Here is a 19,158-nt window from a genome sequence, read left to right on the forward strand (position 1 = left end):
GGGAGTACTGGGCGCAGCGGGAGTGACGGCGCCCGGTGACTGGCTGGTACCACCAGGAGGGAGACAACCTATGAGGGTCCTCATGGCCCCTGGCGACATGCGTGCGCAGCCGAGCGGGACTCCCTTGGTGGGGGAGGGCTGCGCTGGGCTGGCGGCGCCGCAGGTCGCGGCAGCCCTGGCCAGAGGGTGGCAGGAGGCGCGCGGTGCCGACGTCGTGGTGCAGGCTCCCGTCGCTGACGGCGGTCCTGGGTCGGCCCAGGTGGTGCCTTCCGACCTGGTGACGGTACGCGAGGCTCTTCAAGGGCAGGGGCCTGTGGGCCAGGTCCGGGAGGTGGACCTGCTGCAGCTTGCCCCCGCTTCCGGAGCGGGTCCAGGTGGTGGTAGGGCGTCGGGGCGGACCTGGTTCCTTGATGCCGCACGGCTGGTCGCGCTACCTGCCGACCCGGCCCAGGCCCGCCAGGAGGCGCGAGAGGGGACCACCTATGGACTGGGTGCCGTGGTTGCCCAGGCCCTGCGCCGTACGGCTCCTGCTGACACCCTGCTGGTCGGGCTGTCGCGGTCGGCTGTCCATGACGGTGGTGCCGGTGCTGTTGCCGCTCTGGGAGGTGTCAGGGGTGGTCGCGCCCTCGTGGAGGGGCGCAGCCTGGGCCTGGTGCTGGCTGACGGTGTCGCGCTGGGAGGCATGGACGGTGCCGGAGCGGGCCTGGGCATGACCGTGGGTGTCCAGGAGTGGGAGGCTCAGGAGCGCGACCGGCTGGCCTGTCGCCACGCGGCCGACCTGCTTCGGGTGGCCCAGACAGGCAGGCTTGAGGGGCTGACTGTCCTGGGAGACAGTCAGCCTCAGCGGCTTACACCCACGACCTGGGGGACCGGGGCGGCCGGAGGTACCGCACTGGTGCTACGTGCGCTGGGGGCCTGGGCGCTACCGGGCGCGCGTGTCATGGCCCGGTTGACTGGCCTGGAGAGGTCTGTCCGTAGGCAGGACCTTGTGGTTACCGCTGCTGGAGAGGTCTATGACCTGCTTGAGGACAGCCCGGTGGCGGTGGTGGCGCGTGCTGCCCAGGGCCGGGCGCTTCCCGTCGTCCTGGTGGCAGGACGGAGCCTTCTTCCTCGGGGAGAGCGTGCTGGTGCCGGCGTCTCCTCGGTCTACTCCCTGGAGCAGCCCCACACCGACGGCGGTGGCTGGGACGCCGGAGGCGAGCAGGCTCTGCGGCAGCGGCTGGAGGAGATGGGGGCCCGGCTGGCGCGCAGCTGGTCGCGGTAGGACCCGGCTGGCCTGGCCTACCAGCCGGTGGGCTTTCTCCTGCTTCCTCTTTGCCTCCTCTTTGCCTCCTCTTTGACGACTATCCTTTGACAGAGCCCAGGGTCGAGTCGGCGACGATATAGCGCTGGAGGAGTTGGAACAGGGCGATGACAGGAAGCATCGTCAGGACGGCCCCGGCAGCGAACACGCCGAGGTTGCTGGAGCGGTTGGCGTCGAGCAGCCCGTAGAGGCCGACGGCCAGCGTCTTGACGGAGCCGTCGGTCAGGAAGATCCCTCCCAGGAGGAACTCGCTGATGACACTGATAAAGGCCAGCAGGAAGGTTGTGGCGACGATGGGGCGCAGCGTGGGGAGCAGGACCAGCCAGAACACCTGCCAGTGGGTGCACCCGTCAAGGACGGCAGCCTCGTCCAGCTCGCGGGGAACGGTGTCGAAGGAGCCCTTGATCAGCCACACCTGCCCCAGTGAGCCGCCCATGAGGGCCAGGCTGTAGCCGACCAGGGTGTTGAGACCCACGGCGGGCAGGACCTGGCCAAGGTCGGAGATCATGGTGTAGACGGCGATCATGGACAGGGTCGCGGGGAACATCATGATCAGCAGCACCGTCAGCAGGCCTCCCCGGCGACCGGTGAAGCGGAAACGTGAGAAGGCGTAGGCGCCCAGCAGGGAGAAGAGGACCTGTGTGCCGGCCACCGTCGTGCACACCAGCATGCTGTTGAGGTACCACCGGTGAAAAGGACCGTGGCGTCCGGAGAGCAGTTCCGTGTAGTTTGCCAGGCTCACCTCGGTGGGGACCAGGCCGGTCGAGGCCAGCGTGCCCTGGGGGTTGAGCGATGCGGAGACGACGTACAGGACCGGGAACGCGGCGAAGGCCAGGGCGAGGAGCCCCACGACATGGCGCCACCCCACTTCCTGCGCCCACCGCCTCAGGGGCATGCGCCTGTCCGGGGCTGTCCTTCCGGGCTGCCTTCCTGGTGGGCTCCCAGGGGGTCTCCTCGCTGGTCCTACAGGCGCTCTGGCCAGTCCTTCCGGTGCGGCGGAAGCTGTCCCCGCCTGGCCGTTGTGGTAGTTGGTGGACCTCATGACTGCCTCCCGGGTCAGCGGATGTCCTCAAGGGTGCGGATGGCTCGGAACTGGACCGCAGCCAGCACCCCCGTGATGACGAAGAGGACCACGGACACGGCCGAGGCGAGCCCGTAGTCCGCCCCCGAGCCGCCGAAGGCGATGCGGTAGACCATGGAGATGAGGATGTCCGTGCCTCCACGGGTGTACTCCCCTGCGGCGAAGGGGCCTCCCTCCGTCAACAGCTCGATGGCGTTGAAGTTGTTGAAGTTGAAGGCGAAGGTGCTAACCAGGAGGGGGGCGACGGCGACTAGCAAGAGCGGCGTGGTGATCCGCCACGTGATCTGGAGGCTGCTGGCACCGTCTATCCGCGCCGCCTCCGTGAGGTCGGAGGGAATAGACTGCAGTGCCCCAGTACACACAATAAACATGTAGGGGAAGCCCATCCACGTGTTGGTGATGAGGACCGCGGCCCTGGCCGCCGTAGTGCTCGACAGCCACGGGACGTCAAGGTGCAGCACCTCGTTGATGAGCCCGAAGTCCTGGTTGTAGAAACTGGACCAGACCAGCAGGGATATGAACCCGGGGACCGCGTAGGGCAGCAGGAGGAGAGAGCGGTACAGCCTCTGACCGCGCATCCGGCGGTCGTTGAGGGCCAGGGCCAGCGCGAACCCGACGACAAAGGTGAGAAGGACGGACAGGAGGGCAAAGGTCAGAGTCCACAGGAAGGCCCCGAGAAACTGGGACGCCAGGTCGGAGCGGGTGAGGAGCCGTTCGTAGTTGGCAAGGCCCACGCCCTGCCTCCAGGACTGGGGGAGGCTTCGACCGTCCTTGTTGACGAAGCGCTCGGACAGCCCTACCTTCTCCACGGAGTAGACCTCGTTGGTGGCGGTGTCCGTGATGGTGTCGGCAGCCTCGTCATAGACCATCCGTCTGGTTCCCTCGAAGGCCGCACGGACCCCCTGGACCCTGATGGCGCTGCTGTCGGACACCGTCAGGGTCAGTGCTGATACGGTCTCATAGGCGTCGTTGACCTCTCGGGGACTCAGTATCGTGTAGCCCGGGGCGGAGGTGACGTACCCGTCGGTCACTGTGACCTCGGGGGCCGGCTCCCGGACAGTCTCTCCATCACCGCCGTAAAGGACTCTGCCGGTGGCAGGGTCGACCAGGAAGAGGGTGAACGGACCCTCGGAGACGCTGCCGACGGTAGCGACCGACAGGTTGTAGACGGGGGAGTTGGCAGTCTGGACCACCGAGTTGTTCGTGATGGAGGTAATAGCCTCCTCCTTGGTACCACGGAAGCCGTCACCGAAGTTTGTGAAGGAGGTCTGGACTGTCAGGACGGCAGGTACGACAAGGAAGACTGCGAGGAAGAAGGTACCGGGGAACAGGTACTTGCCCGGGACCAGCCTGCGTGTGGAGTACAGCGCGGCTGCTGACGCGGCCGACAGGAGCACGATCACCAGCCACGTCCACATCTGGAACCGGACGAGCAGTGGCACTAGGTAGACCGTGACGGCCAGGGTCATCGATACGACGACGACACGGCCCAGGAGACCTGCCGTGGTCGTCGTCCCGGCAGGCGCGGTGGGAGCAGAGAAGGTCATGACGGTGCTGAGGGTGCTGAGGAGGTGGCTGGCGTGTGTCGGGGCAGCGCTGTGCCCTTACCCGGCCAGGGAGGAGGTGATCTGCTCCCCGGCGCTGGTCATGGTCGACACCGGGTCCGCGCCGGCGACAATGTTGGCCTGGGCCGCTGCCAGGGGCATCCACACGGCTGACATTTCAGGGATCGAGGGCATGGGGTCCGTCTGCGCGGCGAGATCGGAGAAGGAGACCATGTCCGGGTTGTCGGCGGAGAGCCGGTCTGCCAGGTCCTTCTGCGCAGGAGGGAGCTCGTTGAGGGCAAACATCTTCTCCGCGAAGGAGGAGCTGGTGGCGACGTGCGTCACGAGGCTCTCCGCGAAGGCCCTGTTCCTCCCCCTGGAGGCGACGTAGAAGCAGTTGACGCCCGCGAAGGGCAGAGCCTGGCTGTCCGGGACATCCTTGAAGCCAGGGATCTCGGAGAGCTGGTAGTCGATCCCGGCCGCCTTGATGTCAGCCAGCGCCCAGGGTCCTGAGACCAGGTAGGGAGCCTTTCCCTCCGTGAACAGGGAGATGTAGTTGTCGTCTGTCACTGACTTCTTGAGCACCCCGTCACTGCCCAGCTCTGAGATCCGCTCAGCGGCCTGAAGAGAACCCTCCTTGCCTACTCCCAGGTCATCGGGGTTGTAGGAGCCGTCCTCGTTCCTGCCGAAGAGGTACCCGCCGCCGGCGGTGTAGATGGGCTGGAGGTGGTAGGCGTTTCCCTCCTCGCCGACAGGCAGGGACAAGATGGTACCGGTGTCCGCTTCCCTGCCTGCCTCGACGAGTTCCTCGACGGACTCGGGGGCGACGACGTTTGTCAGGGACTTGTTGACGAACAGGCCCAGGGTCTCTACGGCGTAGGGGACCCCGTAGGTCTGGCCGTCATAGGTGACGGCGCTCAGGGCGACCTCGCTGATGTTGGTCCTGTCCTCCTCGCTGATCGTGACAGGAGTGATGGTCCCGTTCTGGACGAGGTTGCCGATCCAGTCGTGGGCTCCCAGCATGATGTCGGGGCCGTTACCTGCCTGGTTGGCCGTGATGAACGTGTCCTGCTGGTCGTCTGCGATCACCTGGACCGCCACCGTGATGCCCTGTTCCTCACCCCAGGCCCTGGCAGCGTCCTCGACGGAGCGCGCCTTCGGCTCGTCAGCCCAGATCACCAGGTCAGCGCTGTCGTCACGCACGGTCGCCTGTGTCGCGGCGCTACCCTCCTCGGCAGCGTCACCGGAGCCACTGCCCGGGGTGTCAGAGTCCGACGTGGAAGAGCCGGAGCAGGCTGCGACCGCAGCCAGTGTGGTGGCGACTGCTGTCAGGGCGAGGAAGGACCGTCGGGGGGGGGGGGGGGGGGGGCGGGGGGGGGGGGGGGGGGGGGGGGGACATGAGGATTCTCCTTTGAACCGTGTTCCGGGTGCCACCGGGCCTGCGGGACAAGGATAGTAGGCAGTATCACATCTGCGCAACGGTCACGTCAGCAGGCAGCCCGGATGAGGCCGCACACAGGCAGGCTGCCCCGGCACTGTCCAGAACAACGGAAACGTCATAGGACAACAAAAGACACGTTGCCCTATGACGTTTCCGTTGCCTGGCTGTAGTCCTGGGGCTGTGGGACAACCACCCCCTAGGCCACGGTGGAGGCCTCGATCCAGGTGGTTGTCGCGGCAGGGACAAGGAGGCTTCCCTCGTCCTGACTCAGCGGGGAGGAGGCTAGAAGCACCCGTGCCTCCCGGGGCAGGACCACCGGGGCGCTGGAGGTGTTGACCAGGACCAGGACCCCGCGCACCAGGAAGGTGAGGGTCTGCTGGGGGCACCACTCCAGGCCGGAGACAAAGGCCAGCGGGGCGCCGGCCAGGTCGTTCTCGCGGCGCAGGTAGGCCGCGTGGCGCACCGTGGCCACAGGGGAGCCGAACTGGGACGCCTGCTGCTGCGCCTGCTGGCTGACCAGGTCGGCCAGCTCGAGGGGGGTGCCGGGCTTGTCCTGGTCCGCCAGGGCGATCTCGTCGCCCTGGCGCAGGTAGACGGAGCCTGGTAGTGCCAGCATCATGGTCTGTAGGGCGTTAGCCCGTCGCAGCCGCTCCTTCCGGGACGCGGAGTACCAGCGCCGCCCGTCTCCCGGGGCCATCTCTGCCAGTACGACGTGTGAGGGAAGGTAACGCCAGACAGGAGGTGCCTGGAACTGGTCGTGCTCGTTGAGGGACCGGCCGAGGTGGGAGGTCAGCGACGAGGCGTCCCAGCGCACCAGGGCAAGGTAGTCGTCACGGAGGTGGTGGACCCAGTCCTCCTGGAGGTGGTGGCGCAAGGAGTCAGGGTAGTCGGTGGAGACGTCTGCCCCGATGATTCCCTCGCTCACGTAGCGGCTCACCGTGTGCCGCAGGAGGGCGAAGTAGGAGCTCAGCACCTCCAGGTCGGTCGCCTGTCTCACCTCCGGGGGCACGATCATCCCCAGGTCGATGCCGTCGGCACCTGCTGCGAGGAAGGCCTCGGCACGGCGAAGCAGGTCCTCACCCTCGGTCTCTTTGCCAGTGACGATACGAGTGTCGTGCTGGACGTGCGGCCCGGTCACTGGGCCCAGGGCGCCGGAGACCCGTGCCAGGACGCGGATACCACGCTGGTGGGCGCGCTCGGTGAAGCCGACGACGGCATCCGCCTCGGTGTCGGTGTCGACCAGGCTGGGGCGCACCAGTACCGTGTCCAGCCCAAGGGAGGCGACGTGGTCAAGGAGGGGGCCGGTACGCTCCAGGTCGGTAGCCCCCAGGGCGGGAGAGGCTAGCTCGTAGACCAGTGCCTGGCGCCACCACTGGCGCGGCCCGTCATAGGGCCGGTGGATCAGCGTCGTCGTAGTCGTCACCGCTGGCGTCTCCTTCGGTCCAGTTCCTCTGGTACAGGCGCGGCCTGGGGCAAGTCGAATGCCTGTCTGTTACGGTTCTGCGGAGCACAGCGAGATGCAACGTGCCGGTGCGACAGCGTCGGGGCGTGAGTGCCCGCTACGCCCCCGGGACCACCGCGCCGCGGAACCCCGCCATCCTAGCCTGTCGCTGCGCTAGGTTGTGACCATGCCCGTTTGCCTGCCTCTCCCGGAGCCTTCTGAGCGGAACCTGCCACAGCCGGACGGCGAGCCATACGGCAGCCGTACGGGCTACAGCACGCACGACGTCGAGAGGTACGTCCCCGAGTCAGCCAAGAACCCGCAGCGCACGCCCTTTGAGCGGGACCGAGCCCGGGTCCTGCACTCCTCGGCGCTGCGGCGTCTGGGAGCCAAGACGCAGGTCCTGGGCCCCGCTGCTGACGACTTCGTGCGTACCCGGCTGACCCACTCCCTGGAGGTGGCCCAGGTGGGGAGGGCACTGGGACAGGCCCTGGGCTGCGACCCGGACCTGGTGGACGCGGCCTGCCTCTCCCATGACCTGGGGCACCCTCCATACGGGCACAACGGTGAGAAGGCTCTTGACCGTGTCGCGGACGGTATCGGGGGCTTCGAGGGCAACGCCCAGACTATGAGGATCCTCACCCGTCTTGAGCCTAAGGCCCTCGACCCTGCCGGGCGCCCGGTCGGCCTCAACCTCACACGTGCGAGCCTGGACGCCGTGGCCAAGTATCCCTGGGCCAAAGGGGCGGGACCGGACGAGGGACAGAACCACGACCGCACGTACCGGGTAAAGTTCGGTGTCTACGACTCGGACCTGGAGGTGTTCGACTGGATGCGTCAGGGCGTTCCTGGCACTCGCCGGTGCGTGGAGGCCCAGGTCATGGACCTCTCCGACGACGTCGCCTACTCTGTCCACGACGTGGAGGACGCTGTCGCGCTGGGCCGCATGGACCCTGCTCGTCTCCGTCGCCCGGGTGAGGTCGAGGAGCTGGTGGAGGACACGCGGACCTGGTACGGGACCGAGGTGAGCGCGGACGCCCTGGGATCGGCCTGGGAGCGGTTGGTCTCGCAGCCGTACTGGATCGGCTCCTACAGCGGCTCGGTCGCGGACGCCGCACGCCTGAAGAACCTCACCAGCGAGCTCATCGGTCGTTTCGTGTCTGCCGTGGCCCAGGCCACCAGGGACGACGCAGGGCAGGGGCCGCTGACCCGGCACGAAGCCGATCTCGTCATCCCCCAGGACACCGCTGAGGAGATCCTCGTCCTCAAGGGGGCTGCGGTGCGCTACGTCATGGCCCCGCGGGAGCAGGAGCCGGTCTACCTGCGCCAGCGCACTATTATCTTCGACCTGGCCGAGGTCCTTATGGAGGGTGACGGCAGCGTACTGGACCCGTCCCTGCGCCCCGCGTGGGAGGAGGCCGCTGACGACGCCGGGCGACTGCGTGTGGTGGTGGACCAGATCGCCTCCCTGACAGACACCTCCGCCCGGTCCTGGCACGCCCGTCTGTGCGGCATGTTCTCCGAGCTACCGGCCTGAGGCCCGGTGTCCGGCCGGTCTGCTCCCGGCCGGACCTCCACGCCTCCACATGACGGGCGGGGTAAGGGCGGGGACGCCGTCGGCTCGCCTACGATGTCCTCGTGGCAGGACTGATCAGGCGCGAGGACATCGACACCGTGCGGGAGCGCGCCAGGATTGAGGACGTCGTCGGGGAGCAGGTGACCCTCAGGAGCGCTGGGGTGGGCTCGCTCAAGGGCCTGTGCCCGTTCCACGACGAGCGGACCCCTTCCTTCCACGTGCGTCCCCAGCTGGGCTACTGGCACTGCTTCGGCTGTGGTGAGGGCGGGGACGTCATCACCTTCGTCCAGAGGATCAACCACCTGGGCTTCGCCGAGGCCGTGGAGTACCTGGCGGACCGGTACGGGGTCCAGCTGCGCTACGAGGAGGGGGGACAGGTACGTCGGGGTGTGGAGCCTGGGACCCGACAGCGCCTCATGGATGCCAACCGTCTGGCAGAGTCCTGGTTCCAGGACCAGCTGGCGACTGCTGAGGCCCAGGTAGCGCGTGACTTCCTCACCTCGCGTGGTTTTGACCGCCGTGCTGCGACACACTTCGGGGTTGGCTACGCCCCGGCCGGGTGGGACAACCTGGCCCGTCACCTGCGTGCAGCCGGCTATACCGAGGCTGAGCTGGTGGACTCCGGCCTGTGCAGCCGCGGCGGTCAGGACGGCTCCCGCGTCTACGACCGTTTCCGGGGCAGGCTCGTGTGGCCCGTCCGCGACATCACCGGGGCCACGGTGGGCTTCGGCGCCCGGCGTCTGTCCGAGGACGACCAGGGACCCAAGTACCTCAACACCCCTGAGACCGCCGTGTTCCACAAGAGCCAGGTGCTCTACGGCCTTGACCTGGCCAGGCGAGAGGTGGCGAGGTCTCACCAGATTGTCGTGGTCGAGGGCTACACCGACGTCATGGCCGCCCACCTGTCCGGGGTGAGGACCGCCGTGGCCACCTGTGGTACGGCCTTCGGCGCCGACCACGTCCGCACGGTGCGTCGCCTGCTAGGCGATATCGACGACCCGGCCGCCGGTGTCGTGACCGGCCAGGGGCGTGCCGCCCGTGGAGGTGAGGTGATCTTCACTTTCGACGGTGATGCGGCCGGACAGAAGGCGGCACTTCGTGCCTACGCTGAGGACCAGCGCTTCGCCACCCAGACCTTTGTTGCCGTGGACCCGGAGGGGGCAGACCCCTGCGACCTGCGTATGCGCGAGGGCGACCAGGGTATTCCACGCCTGCTGGCGCGCAGGGTGCCCTTGTTCGAGTTTGTGATCCGGGCTTCGCTGGCTGACCTCAACCTGGATCTTCCCGAGGCCCGGATCAGGGGGCTGCGTGCGGCCGCTCCCGTGGTCGCGGGTATCCGGGACCGTGCGCTGCGGCGTGAGTACACGCGGAGGCTGGCAGGATGGCTGGGACTGCCCGACGGCGAGGTGGTTCATGCTGTCCAGGCGGCGGAGAGGCAGCGGCCGCCCGGGAGCACCCACCGGCAGTGGCGCGCCGACGGCCAGCAGGCGCACGCACCAGCATCGTCCCGTGACGCCGCGTCCTTTGTCCGGGGGCTGCCGCCAGTTAGCGACCCTGTGGAGCGTCTTGAGCGAGAGGCCCTGGCGCTCATTATTCAGCAGCCTCAGGCCGCAGCCGGTGCCGGTGCCGACGACATCGGTGCGGACTCCTTCAGCCAGCTCACCCATAAGGCCGTCTACGAGGCAGTGGCGGCCGCGGGCGGGACTGCTGAGGTCCTGGCGCTGGAGGAGCGGGCTCGGCAGGCGGGAGCGGCGGCTGGGCAGGCGGCCCACCGTGCTACGCTGCGCTGGATCGAGCAGGTTCGGGCCGGCGCTGTGGGACTTGTCGATGCCGCGCTCACCGAGCTGGCAGTAGTGCCGTTGCCTCTGCCCACGGTGCGGGGCAAGGACGGTGAGGTGGACTCCTACGCCCTTCAGCGTTACGCCAGGGAAGTTCTCGGCTCGGTCGAGGTGATGGGGATCAACCGGCGGCTGGCCGAGCTGCGCTCGCGGCACCGTCGCCTGTCGGTCGATCAGGAGGGCTACCGGGAGGTCCTTACCGAGATCACGTCTCTGGAGCAGCGGCGTATGCAGGTGCGGCGAGGCTCGTAGGCGTCGGTCACGACACGGCAACGGGCTTGACGGGGAGGCGGACTGGACGGTCTTCCTCCCGTCAGGCATAATTTGAGCGCACGCCGCGCAGCCACAAGCGTATCCGTGTTGGTCGAGACCGTTGGGGAAGGCGAATCTCGAACCAACAAGGAGGCGTTACTTATGGTCGGTGCCTACACCCGCGGTGTTCTTTTCGTGCACTCTGCGCCTAGGGCACTGTGCCCCCATGTCGAGTGGGCAGCGGCTGAGGTCATTGGGTCACGAGTGCACCTGGACTGGACGGAGCAGCCTGCCGCCCCGGGCATGATGCGTGCCGAGACAAGCTGGGTTGGCCCGGTAGGCACAGGAACGACCCTCACGTCGGCACTGCGAGGCTGGGCGAACCTGCGCTATGAGGTGACAGAGGAGGCCAGCGCGGGGACAGATGGCGGACGCTGGTCGCACACGCCCGACCTGGGGATCTTTCACGCCCAGACCGACGTTCACGGCAACGTCGTGGTGCCGGAGGACCGAATCCGTGCCGCCCTGATCCATGCGGCTGACCCTGAGCGCATGCGTCGCGAGCTGGACCTGGCCCTGGGCCAGGCCTGGGACGACGAGCTGGAGCCCTTCCGCTACGCCGGGGCGGGTGCTCCGGTGCGCTGGCTGCACCGCGTGGGCTGACCTCTGGCGGCTGCTAGCGGTTCCTTCCTAGTTGGAACCGGGGCAGTGCGACTGGGACGAAGGAGGCGGGGTGCCTAGAGTCCCTGAGCGCGGAGCTCCTTCATGGCCTGCGCCCGGTTCTTGCGGTCCAGACGGTCCAGGTAGAGGTGACCGTCCAGGTGGTCCAGCTCGTGCTGGATGCACCGGGCCATGAGCTCCTCGCCCTCCACCACAACCTTCTGGCCGTCCAGGTCAACACCCTCAGCCTTGGCATACCAGGCACGCCGGGTGGGGTACCACAGGCCGGGCACGGACAGGCACCCCTCCTCGCCATCCTGGTCCTTGTCCTGCGAGATCTCGACGAGCTGAGGGTTGAGGACATAGCCGATGTCCCCCTCGATGTTCCAGGAGAATGCCCTCAAGCTGACACCGATCTGGTTGGCTGCCAGGCCTGCGCGCCCGTCCGCGTCGACGGTCTCCAGCAGGTCCTCCACCAGGGACCTCACTGGCGCGTTAAAGTCAGTGATCCAGTCACACTGGGTGCGTAGCACAGGGTCGCCGATCAGGCGGATGTCGCGGTAAGCCATGGGCACATCCTCGCACGACTCCGGCACGGTCCCGTATCCGGCGGGCTTTGGTACCTGGTCGGGCCGGCGGACGCTGCCCGTGGGGTGAAAGTGAAGAGCGTGTCAGCCTAAGACGCCTTGGCGCGGCGTCCCTGTGCCCGAGACGCGTTACGCGACGTCGTTGCCGCATAACTGCGTGCCTGCTGCTGGAGGGCAGACCCTGCCACGACTTGTGGTTGGCTGGAAGTCGCGCGCGCAGTTCTGCCTGCGCAACTCACCAGGCCGCGCAAGATCGTCCTCAACGCGTGGGGCCTGGCCACCGGTGTGCCGGTGCAGTGGCTGGAGACGGGGGAGGAGCCGGTTCCCGCCCCCGGGGACGACGGAGCCCCGGCCGGTGCAGGCCGGGGCTCGGGCGGGCTCCCGCGGCTGGACTCGAACCAGCAACCGTCCGATTAACAGTCGGATGCTCTGCCATTGAGCTACGCGGGAATGCGTCTCATGCGGGTGGAACTCTAGCAGCGTCCCGCCCGCGTCGTCGAGTCCGGGAGGAGGAGAAAGGCCACAGGCTGAACTGTGGCGCCTAGCGTATGGGCAGTCCCACAGTACTTCGCGTCTGTCGCTCCAGCTCCCGCAAGGCTTCCTCGTCCTCGGTGCCTGCCACCTGGTGGTGCGGGGGGCTGGTCACCGAGTACAGGATTCCGTTAGGGTCACGTCGCACGCTTGCGGAGGCCGCCTGCCCACTGGGCAGGGTGGTGACGGCGCTGTGCACAAGGGCAGCCTCGACGCGTTGGCGCAGTGCTCGCGCGAAGGCCGTCACGTCGACCGGTACGTAGCGGCCCTCCTGGCGCAGTCCGCCTGGGACCTGTAGCACCACCTCCTCCTGTCCCCCGGTTCGGCGCAGGCGAAACACTCGCTCCTCAGCGTTCCAGGAGCCGTGCTCGACCTGGTCCCACGGGAGGTGGTGAGGCTGGCTGTCCAGGGACACGATGACAAGGTGGTAGGCAGTCGCCACAGCCCAGCAGGAGCCATCCTGCGACACAGGGGCCTCCGCCAGGCGGCGCTCGTCAACCTGTGTGGCAAGGACAGTCGGCATCCTGGTGCGGCGAGGACTCCGTCGAAGTCGCATAGGAGCAGACTACCGGTTGGCCCTGTCGCAGCCCTGGGTGCCGGGGGTCATGGAGGCGGGGTGCGGTCCCCACCCGTCGCAGCGGGGCCCCGGGAGAAGACCAGGGCGACGTTGTGCCCCCCGAACCCGAAGGAAGTGCTGACGGCAGCATCGACCCCTCGTAGGGGACGTCCGCCAGGGCCGACGACGTCCAGGCCGGTCGTTGCGATTTGTGGATCCATGCCCGCAGGCAGCAGGGTTGGGGGTGCCCACTGGGTGATCAGGGCCATGATGGTCAGCACGGCCTCCAGGCCACCAGCACCCCCTAACGGGTGGCCGGTGGCTGACTTGGTGGCGCTGACGGCCGCCTGCGGTACCGTTCGCGACAGGACCCCTGCCTCGACTGCGTCCCCCGCAGGAGTGGAGGTTGCGTGAGCGTTGACGTGGCCTACCTGGTCGGGTCCCAGTCCTGCATCCTCCAAGGCGCGGCGCAGCGCCCGCTCCTGCTGGGTGCCGCTGGGCTCAGGGCGTGCGACGTCGAAGGCGTCTGCGGTCACGCCCGTGCCGGACATGATGGCCAGCACATGAGCTCCTCGGCCACGAGCATGCTCGCCCGACTCCAGGACAAGCACTCCCGCCCCCTCGCTGAGGACAAAGCCGTCCCGGTCGGGGGCGAAGGGTCTGGACGCGGTCAGCGGCTCCTCGTTGCGGGTTGACAGCGCCCTCATGGCCGCAAAGGCTGCCACTGTCATAGGGTGCAGAGCCGCGTCAGTGCCGCCGGCGACGACGACGTCTGCACGTCCCAGGCGGATAAGGTCGGCTCCGTATGCGATGGCCTCCGCCCCGGAGGCGCACGCGGATACGGGGGAGTGGATGCCCGCGGCCGCACCTAGCTCGATACCGACGGTTGCAGCAGGTGCGTTGGGCATGAGTGCGGGCACGGCGGTAGGAGCGACCCGGCGAGGTCCTCTGGAGCGAAGTGTGTCCCAGGTGCCCATGACTGAGAGCACAGGCCCCATGCCCGGAGCGAGTGACACCGCCAGGCGCTCAGCCTCGACGCGGGGGCTGCGGGCCTGCACCCAGGCCTCGCGCGCAGCCAGGAGGGCGCACTGGGAGGCTCGGTCCAGCCGACGTCGTTCCTTGACCGTAAGTAGGGCAGTGACGTCTGTTGCAAGCGGAGCGCCAATGCGGACCGGCAGTCTGAACTCGTCTACCCACTCGTCCTCCAGGATGCGCACGCCGCAGCACGAGGCCCGAAGAGCTCGCCAGGTGGACGGCACGTCGCCACCTAGGGAGCTCACAGCACCCAGGCCGGTGACGACGACCTCCCCGGGTCCGTCAGGCCGCGATGGTCCAGGAGGCATGGGCCTGGGCGCTCCTGCCGCCAGCCTGGTCAGTTCCGCTGGCGGACCACGAGGTCCGCCAGGGCACCGACGGTGGGTAGTGTCGGGATGACGGAGTCCTCAATGCTGACTCCAAAATGCTCCTCGGCTTGCGTCGCGACGGTCAGCAGCCCCAGGGAGTCGATGTCAAGGTCGTCAAACCGGCTCTCCCCGGTGATCTGGGAGGCGTCCAGACCCGTCTCCTCGCTGACGATCTCAATGACAGCAGCGAGGACGTCATCGCTGCTGGCGGTGCGGCTGTCGTCTGTCACCAAAGACTCCTTCAGGTGCGGCGGCCCGTGCACGGAGGAGGTTCCGTGCACGCACCGAGACGGTATAGCGTGGGTGCAGGGGCAGTGTAGTGCCGTGGCTCCCGCAATGCTGTCGCGGTCGTGCCGTGCTGTCGTGGCCCGCGGTGCTGTCGTCAGATCTCCCGGTTCTCCCTGAGGCGGCCGACTATGATGGCCATGTGCAGCATCAGGCCGTCTCTGGCGTCGGTGGCGTCCCACCCCACCTGCTCACTGACCCTTCCTAGCCGGTAGCGCACCGTGTTGGCATGGACGAAGAGGCTGCGTGCGGTAGCCTCCAGGCTCCGTCCCAGTGCCAGGTAGGTGGCGACAGTGCTCTCAAAAGGGTCGCCCATCTCGTGTAGCGGAGCATGGACGAGACTGAGGATCTGCTCAGCAGCGAACTCGTCCCCAGCCAGGATCCGCTCAGGGAGGAGGTCGTCAGCATGGACCGGGTTGGGTGCCTCCCTCCAGCCCGGCAGGGACCGAAGCCCAGCCAGCGCAGACCGCAGGGACCGGCCAGCGTGGCCGATGCCGGGCACTACCGTGCCGACCACCGCTGAGCCACCTAGACCTGCGGCCACCTGCATCGCCGCCTGGTCGATGAGCAGCTCTGCGGAGGAGGCGCGCGAACGCCTGGCTGCCCCCTTTCCGGCGCCCTTCTTGGCTGTGGTGGTGGCGGGTGAGGGTGCAGGAGGTTCTGAGTCGTCGGGCTTGCCACCCAGAACGATGAGGACTGAGTCTCCTCGGACGGACACAAGGCAGTCGTTAGCGAGGCTGCGGCACTCATTGCGCAGGCGGGAGACGCCCAGGGCGTCCAGCGTGGTCCGTGCAGCGACCGCAGCCACGGGGCCGGTGCCGTTCCATCCCGCGGTCCCGGCACGGGTGGCGGCATCCTCGGGGGCGTCATGAAGCATGGAGTCCACCGCTACCGACTCCAGGCGGGCGTCCCAGGCCCCGCGCGCCTCAGCCGCCCGGGCATAGACCTCTGCAGCGGCGAATCCGACATCACGTCCGAAGGAGAGCACGAAGATACGGACCATGTCATGGTCCTCCTCCGGGACGGCCTGCGGAGCCTCGTCGACGACCACGTCCAGGACGGTGCGTACCAGGGCCAGGGTCTGCTCCAGCGTGATGACGCCGGTCAGCGCCGCTGGCGCCACAGAGAAGATCTGGGAGGGGGCCGATGGTGCCGCCGGGCTCTCGACGGAGTCCACGAACATGGTGACGCCCAGCCGTGCCACTGCGGCAATCTGCTCGCGATCAGCCTCAGGCAGGGTTCTGTAGAAATCGTGAGCGGAGCTAATGCGGTCCAGTGAGTGCTCGATAAGTGTGTCCTGCGCCTGGCGCAGCGCAGACACTGCCGGAGTGCTCAACTCATCCATGACTGGGATGGTACCGACAAAATCCAGTGAATCACGGGAAGATCTCTTGGGCATGGCGTGCGATGGGCCACGAAGCCACAGTCTTTCCCAGGGATAGCAACAGAAACTCTGGGAACTAACTGTATTTTTCCTCATGTAACGAGGCTGTAGCTTGGTGCCTGCGCCTGGGATCAGACCCGACTAGGGTGCGGACAGCCTTGGTCGCTTGCACCGGTGGCACGCTGGTCGGGACACCCAGTCGGGGTCCTGGAGCACGGCGGGACGTCCTCCAGGACCCCTGCCCGGTCAGGCCTGCCCGCCCTGGTTGCCGGAGGAGCCTGCGTTGACGTCGTGCAGGGCGTAGCGAGACGTGGCCTCGCCCAGGACTGACCGGTCCAGACCTCCCTGCTCGACAAGGGCCTGTAGAGTCTTGACCACCACAGACTGGGCGTCAATGAGGTAGTACCTGCGGGCTGCCGAGCGTGTGTCGGAGAAGCCGAAGCCGTCAGCGCCCAGGGTGTAGTAGTTGCCTGGCACCCATGCCCGAACCTGGTCAGGCACCAGGTGGTCGTAATCGCTGGTAGCGATGACCGGGCCTGGGCAACCAGTAAGTCGCGATGTCAGGAACGGCGTGCGGGGCTGGTCCTCTGGGTGCAGCAGGTTGTGCCTGTCGGCCGCCAGGGCGTCGCGGCGCAGCTCGTTCCAGCTGGTCACCGACCATGTTGCCGCCCTGACTCCCCAGTCCTCGAGCAGCAGGCGTCTCGCCTCCTCGATCCAGGGCAGCCCCACTCCGGAGGCGAGCAGCTGGACTTCGGGTCCCTCGCCCTCCGGAGCCGGTTCCAGGCGGTGGATGCCACGGATAATGCCCTCGACGTCAACGTCCTCAGGCTCGGCGGGCTGGTGGATCGGCTCGTTGTAGACCGTCAGGTAGTACATGACGTCACGGTTGCGTCCCGAGTCGGGACCGTACCAGCGCTCCAGAGCGTCACGCACAATATGACGGATCTCATAAGCGTACCCCGGGTCATAAGTGACGACCGCCTCGTTCGTGGCCGAGATCAGGGGCGAGTGCCCGTCCATGTGCTGGGTGCCCTCGCCGGTCAGTGTGGTGCGCCCTGCTGTGGCACCGATGATGAAGCCGCGGGCCAGCTGGTCGCCTGCCGCCCAGAACTGGTCACCGGTGCGCTGGAAGCCGAACATGGAGTAGAAGATGTAGACCGGGATCATCGGCTGGCCGTGAGTGGCGTAGCTAGTGCCGACAACCTGGAACAGTGCTGCCGATCCGGCCTCATTGATGCCGGTGTGCATCAGCTGGCCTGAGGACGACTCGCGGTAGGACAGCATCATGTCCGCGTCGACCGGGGTGTAGTTCTGTCCCTGGGTGTTAAAGATCTTCTTCGTCGGGAACAACGACTCCAGGCCGAAGGTGCGTGACTCGTCCGGGACGATGGGAACCAGACGGCGTCCAATGCCCTTGTCCTTGATGAGCTCCTTGAGCAGGCGCACGAAGGCCATGGTGGTGGCGACCTCCTGCCTGCCTGACCCCGACTTGAGGATCTCGTAGGGCCTGTCTCCTGGTAGCTCCAGCTCGGTGCCTGCATCCCTGCGCTCGGGGAGGAACCCCCCGAGCTGGCGGCGGCGCTCAAGCATGTAGAGCAGCGCAGGATCGTCGTCCGCAGGACGGTAGTACGGCGGGAACGAAGGATCAGCCTCCAGCTGAGCGTCAGTGAGCGGGATGTGGAGGCGGTCGCGCAGTCCCTTGAGGTCGTTGATACCCAGCTTCTTCATCTGGTGGGTGGCGTTGCGGCCGGCGAAGTGGCTCCCGAGCATGTAGCCCTTGACGGTGTGTGCCAGGATCACCGTGGGCTGGCCCTTGTGCTCGGTTGCGGCCTTGTACGCTGCGTACATCTTGCGGTAGTCGTTGCCCCCGCGCTGCAGCGCCCAGATCTGGTCGTCGGTCCAGTCTTTGACGAGCGAGGCGGTACGGGGATCGCGACCGAAGAAGTGCTCACGCACGTAGGCGCCGTCATTGGCCTTGAAGGTCTGGTAGTCCCCGTCGAGGGTCTCCATCATGAGGTGCTCCAGGGCGTGGTCCTTGTCGGCGGCGAGCAGCTGGTCCCAGCCGCGCCCCCAGATCACCTTGATGACGTTCCACCCTGCGCCCCTGAAGAAGGCCTCCAGCTCCTGGATGATCTTCCCGTTGCCGCGCACGGGCCCGTCCAGGCGCTGCAGGTTGCAGTTGATGACAAAGGTCAGGTTGTCCAGCTGCTGGGAGGCAGCGAGCTGGAGCATGCCGCGGGACTCCGGCTCGTCCATCTCGCCGTCACCGAGGAAGGCCCAGGTGTGCTGAGCAGAGGTGTCCTTGATACCTGAGCCGGACAGGTACTTGTCGAACCAGGCCTGATAGATGGCCTCTGCGGGGCCCAGGCCCATGGACACCGTGGGGAACTCCCAGAAGTCCTCCATACGACGGGGGTGTGGGTAGGAGGGTAGGCCGCGGCCATGGCCGTGCGCCGGGTGCGAGACCTCCTGGCGAAAGCCGTCAAGATCGGCCTCGCTCAGGCGTCCCTCAATGAAGGCTCTGGCGTAGTTCCCGGGGGAGGCGTGGCCCTGGAAGAAGACGTGGTCGCCGCCTCCGGGGTGGTCCTTTCCGCGGAAGAAGTGGTTGAAGCCGACCTCGTAGAGCGTGGCGGTGGAGGCGTAGGAGGAGATGTGTCCACCGACCCCCACCCCTGGGCGCTGCGCCCGGGTCACCATGACGGCCGCGTTCCAGCGCAGCCAGCGCCGGTAGGCGCGTTCAAGGTCTTCGTCCCCGGGGAAGTAGGGCTCGTCGGCGACGTTGATGGTGTTCACGTAGGGGGTCGTCAGCTGTGTCGGCACGGTGACGTTCTTCTGTCGTGCCTCTGCCAGCATGGACAGCAGCACGAACCGTGCTCGTGGACCTCCTTTCTCCGTGATCAGGGCGTCGAGGGACTCGCGCCACTCACGTGTCTCCTCAGGGTCGTTGTCGGTGACCTTGGTCAGGAGGCCGTCAATAAGTGGCGTGGAGTCGCTGGAGGGGCTCACGTAATCCTTCTTCCTCGCGTCGGTGCGGCGGGGCGGTGCGGGTGCAGGAGTGCACCTTCCCCCGCGTCTTTGTGCCAGCATGTGGCCGGTACCGCGCGCCGCTGTGCTCGGTATGCGGTTGACGCACCTAATCTACGTCAATCTGCGCTCTCGGTGGGCTGCTGGTGGGTGGAGGGAGGATGAAGGTCCCCTCGCGTGTGTGAGGTGACGCACCAGTAGCGGGTTGCTGGGTGGCGGGCGGGTGTCGTCAGTAGCGCGAGCAGGTAGCGG

14 protein-coding genes and 1 tRNA gene are annotated in these 19,158 nt (G+C 67.4%); 4 read left to right on the forward strand and 11 right to left on the reverse strand.

Annotated features, from left to right (window positions below; genetic code table 11):
• Positions 1-70: 70 nt before the first annotated feature.
• A complete protein-coding gene (locus D4740_RS00145; protein WP_119834939.1) occupies positions 71-1,264 on the forward strand; it encodes a glycerate kinase in 1,194 nt (397 codons plus the stop codon).
• 79 nt (positions 1,265-1,343) lie between these two features.
• Here the strand turns inward: D4740_RS00145 and D4740_RS00150 are convergent, their stop codons facing one another.
• The 4 genes from D4740_RS00150 to D4740_RS00165 form a co-directional block, all read right to left on the reverse strand.
• On the reverse strand, positions 1,344-2,198 hold the full coding sequence (locus D4740_RS00150) for a sugar ABC transporter permease (RefSeq protein WP_119834940.1): 855 nt from the start codon (positions 2,196-2,198) through the stop codon (positions 1,344-1,346).
• Between the two features lie 161 nt (positions 2,199-2,359).
• Positions 2,360-3,931 (reverse strand): ABC transporter permease subunit, encoded by a 1,572-nt coding sequence (locus tag D4740_RS00155; protein WP_119834941.1) that lies wholly within the window; start codon positions 3,929-3,931, stop codon positions 2,360-2,362.
• Between the two features lie 57 nt (positions 3,932-3,988).
• Positions 3,989-5,131, reverse strand: a complete 1,143-nt coding sequence (locus D4740_RS00160; protein ID WP_259390558.1) for an extracellular solute-binding protein — start codon at positions 5,129-5,131, stop codon at positions 3,989-3,991.
• A gap of 434 nt (positions 5,132-5,565) precedes the next feature.
• The gene (locus D4740_RS00165; protein WP_119834942.1) at positions 5,566-6,792 is read right to left on the reverse strand and encodes a glycosidase; all 1,227 of its coding nucleotides are present in this window, start codon (positions 6,790-6,792) and stop codon (positions 5,566-5,568) included.
• 205 nt (positions 6,793-6,997) lie between these two features.
• Here D4740_RS00165 and D4740_RS00170 point away from each other — a divergent pair, with 205 nt between their 5' ends.
• From D4740_RS00170 to D4740_RS00180, 3 genes are all read left to right on the forward strand, one after another.
• Entirely contained in the window at positions 6,998-8,347 is a 1,350-nt protein-coding gene (locus D4740_RS00170) for a deoxyguanosinetriphosphate triphosphohydrolase (protein WP_119834943.1), read from the forward strand.
• 101 nt (positions 8,348-8,448) lie between these two features.
• Positions 8,449-10,476, forward strand: coding sequence for a DNA primase (dnaG, locus tag D4740_RS00175; protein WP_119834944.1), 2,028 nt, complete (start codon positions 8,449-8,451; stop codon positions 10,474-10,476).
• A 162-nt stretch (positions 10,477-10,638) separates the two neighbouring features.
• On the forward strand, positions 10,639-11,139 hold the full coding sequence (locus D4740_RS00180; RefSeq protein WP_119834945.1) for a DUF3145 domain-containing protein: 501 nt from the start codon (positions 10,639-10,641) through the stop codon (positions 11,137-11,139).
• 74 nt (positions 11,140-11,213) lie between these two features.
• On the opposite strand, the gene def is transcribed toward D4740_RS00180, so the two are convergent.
• From def to aceE, 7 genes are all read right to left on the reverse strand, one after another.
• On the reverse strand, positions 11,214-11,705 hold the full coding sequence (def, locus tag D4740_RS00185; RefSeq protein ID WP_119834946.1) for a peptide deformylase: 492 nt from the start codon (positions 11,703-11,705) through the stop codon (positions 11,214-11,216).
• Positions 11,706-12,101: 396 nt separating this feature from the next.
• Positions 12,102-12,173: transfer RNA gene (locus D4740_RS00190), tRNA-Asn, on the reverse strand.
• A 91-nt stretch (positions 12,174-12,264) separates the two neighbouring features.
• Positions 12,265-12,810, reverse strand: coding sequence for a hypothetical protein (locus D4740_RS00195; protein ID WP_259390559.1), 546 nt, complete (start codon positions 12,808-12,810; stop codon positions 12,265-12,267).
• Positions 12,811-12,857: 47 nt separating this feature from the next.
• Positions 12,858-14,153 (reverse strand): beta-ketoacyl synthase, encoded by a 1,296-nt coding sequence (locus D4740_RS00200; RefSeq protein WP_119834948.1) that lies wholly within the window; start codon positions 14,151-14,153, stop codon positions 12,858-12,860.
• A gap of 29 nt (positions 14,154-14,182) precedes the next feature.
• Complete coding sequence (locus D4740_RS00205; RefSeq protein WP_119834949.1) at positions 14,183-14,443, reverse strand: acyl carrier protein; 261 nt, start codon at positions 14,441-14,443, stop codon at positions 14,183-14,185.
• A gap of 152 nt (positions 14,444-14,595) precedes the next feature.
• On the reverse strand, positions 14,596-15,843 hold the full coding sequence (locus D4740_RS00210; protein ID WP_119834950.1) for a CdaR family transcriptional regulator: 1,248 nt from the start codon (positions 15,841-15,843) through the stop codon (positions 14,596-14,598).
• 285 nt (positions 15,844-16,128) lie between these two features.
• Positions 16,129-18,888 (reverse strand): pyruvate dehydrogenase (acetyl-transferring), homodimeric type, encoded by a 2,760-nt coding sequence (aceE, locus tag D4740_RS00215; protein WP_119834951.1) that lies wholly within the window; start codon positions 18,886-18,888, stop codon positions 16,129-16,131.
• Positions 18,889-19,158: the final 270 nt, after the last annotated feature.

This window comes from Actinomyces sp. 2119 (assembly GCF_003591215.1).
GTDB classification, from domain to species: Bacteria; Actinomycetota; Actinomycetes; order Actinomycetales; family Actinomycetaceae; genus Actinomyces; species Actinomyces lilanjuaniae.

Coding starts and splice junctions, on each gene's coding strand:
- D4740_RS00150 (WP_119834940.1), bottom strand. CDS start 2,198: ATGCCCCTGAGGCGGTGGGCGCAGGAAGTGGGGTGGCGCCATGTCGTG.
- D4740_RS00195 (WP_259390559.1), bottom strand. CDS start 12,810: ATGCGACTTCGACGGAGTCCTCGCCGCACCAGGATGCCGACTGTCCTT.
- D4740_RS00210 (WP_119834950.1), bottom strand. CDS start 15,843: ATGGATGAGTTGAGCACTCCGGCAGTGTCTGCGCTGCGCCAGGCGCAG.
- D4740_RS00170 (WP_119834943.1), top strand. CDS start 6,998: ATGCCCGTTTGCCTGCCTCTCCCGGAGCCTTCTGAGCGGAACCTGCCA.
- D4740_RS00145 (WP_119834939.1), top strand. CDS start 71: ATGAGGGTCCTCATGGCCCCTGGCGACATGCGTGCGCAGCCGAGCGGG.
- D4740_RS00155 (WP_119834941.1), bottom strand. CDS start 3,931: ATGACCTTCTCTGCTCCCACCGCGCCTGCCGGGACGACGACCACGGCA.
- D4740_RS00200 (WP_119834948.1), bottom strand. CDS start 14,153: ATGCCTCCTGGACCATCGCGGCCTGACGGACCCGGGGAGGTCGTCGTC.
- def (WP_119834946.1), bottom strand. CDS start 11,705: ATGGCTTACCGCGACATCCGCCTGATCGGCGACCCTGTGCTACGCACC.
- D4740_RS00180 (WP_119834945.1), top strand. CDS start 10,639: ATGGTCGGTGCCTACACCCGCGGTGTTCTTTTCGTGCACTCTGCGCCT.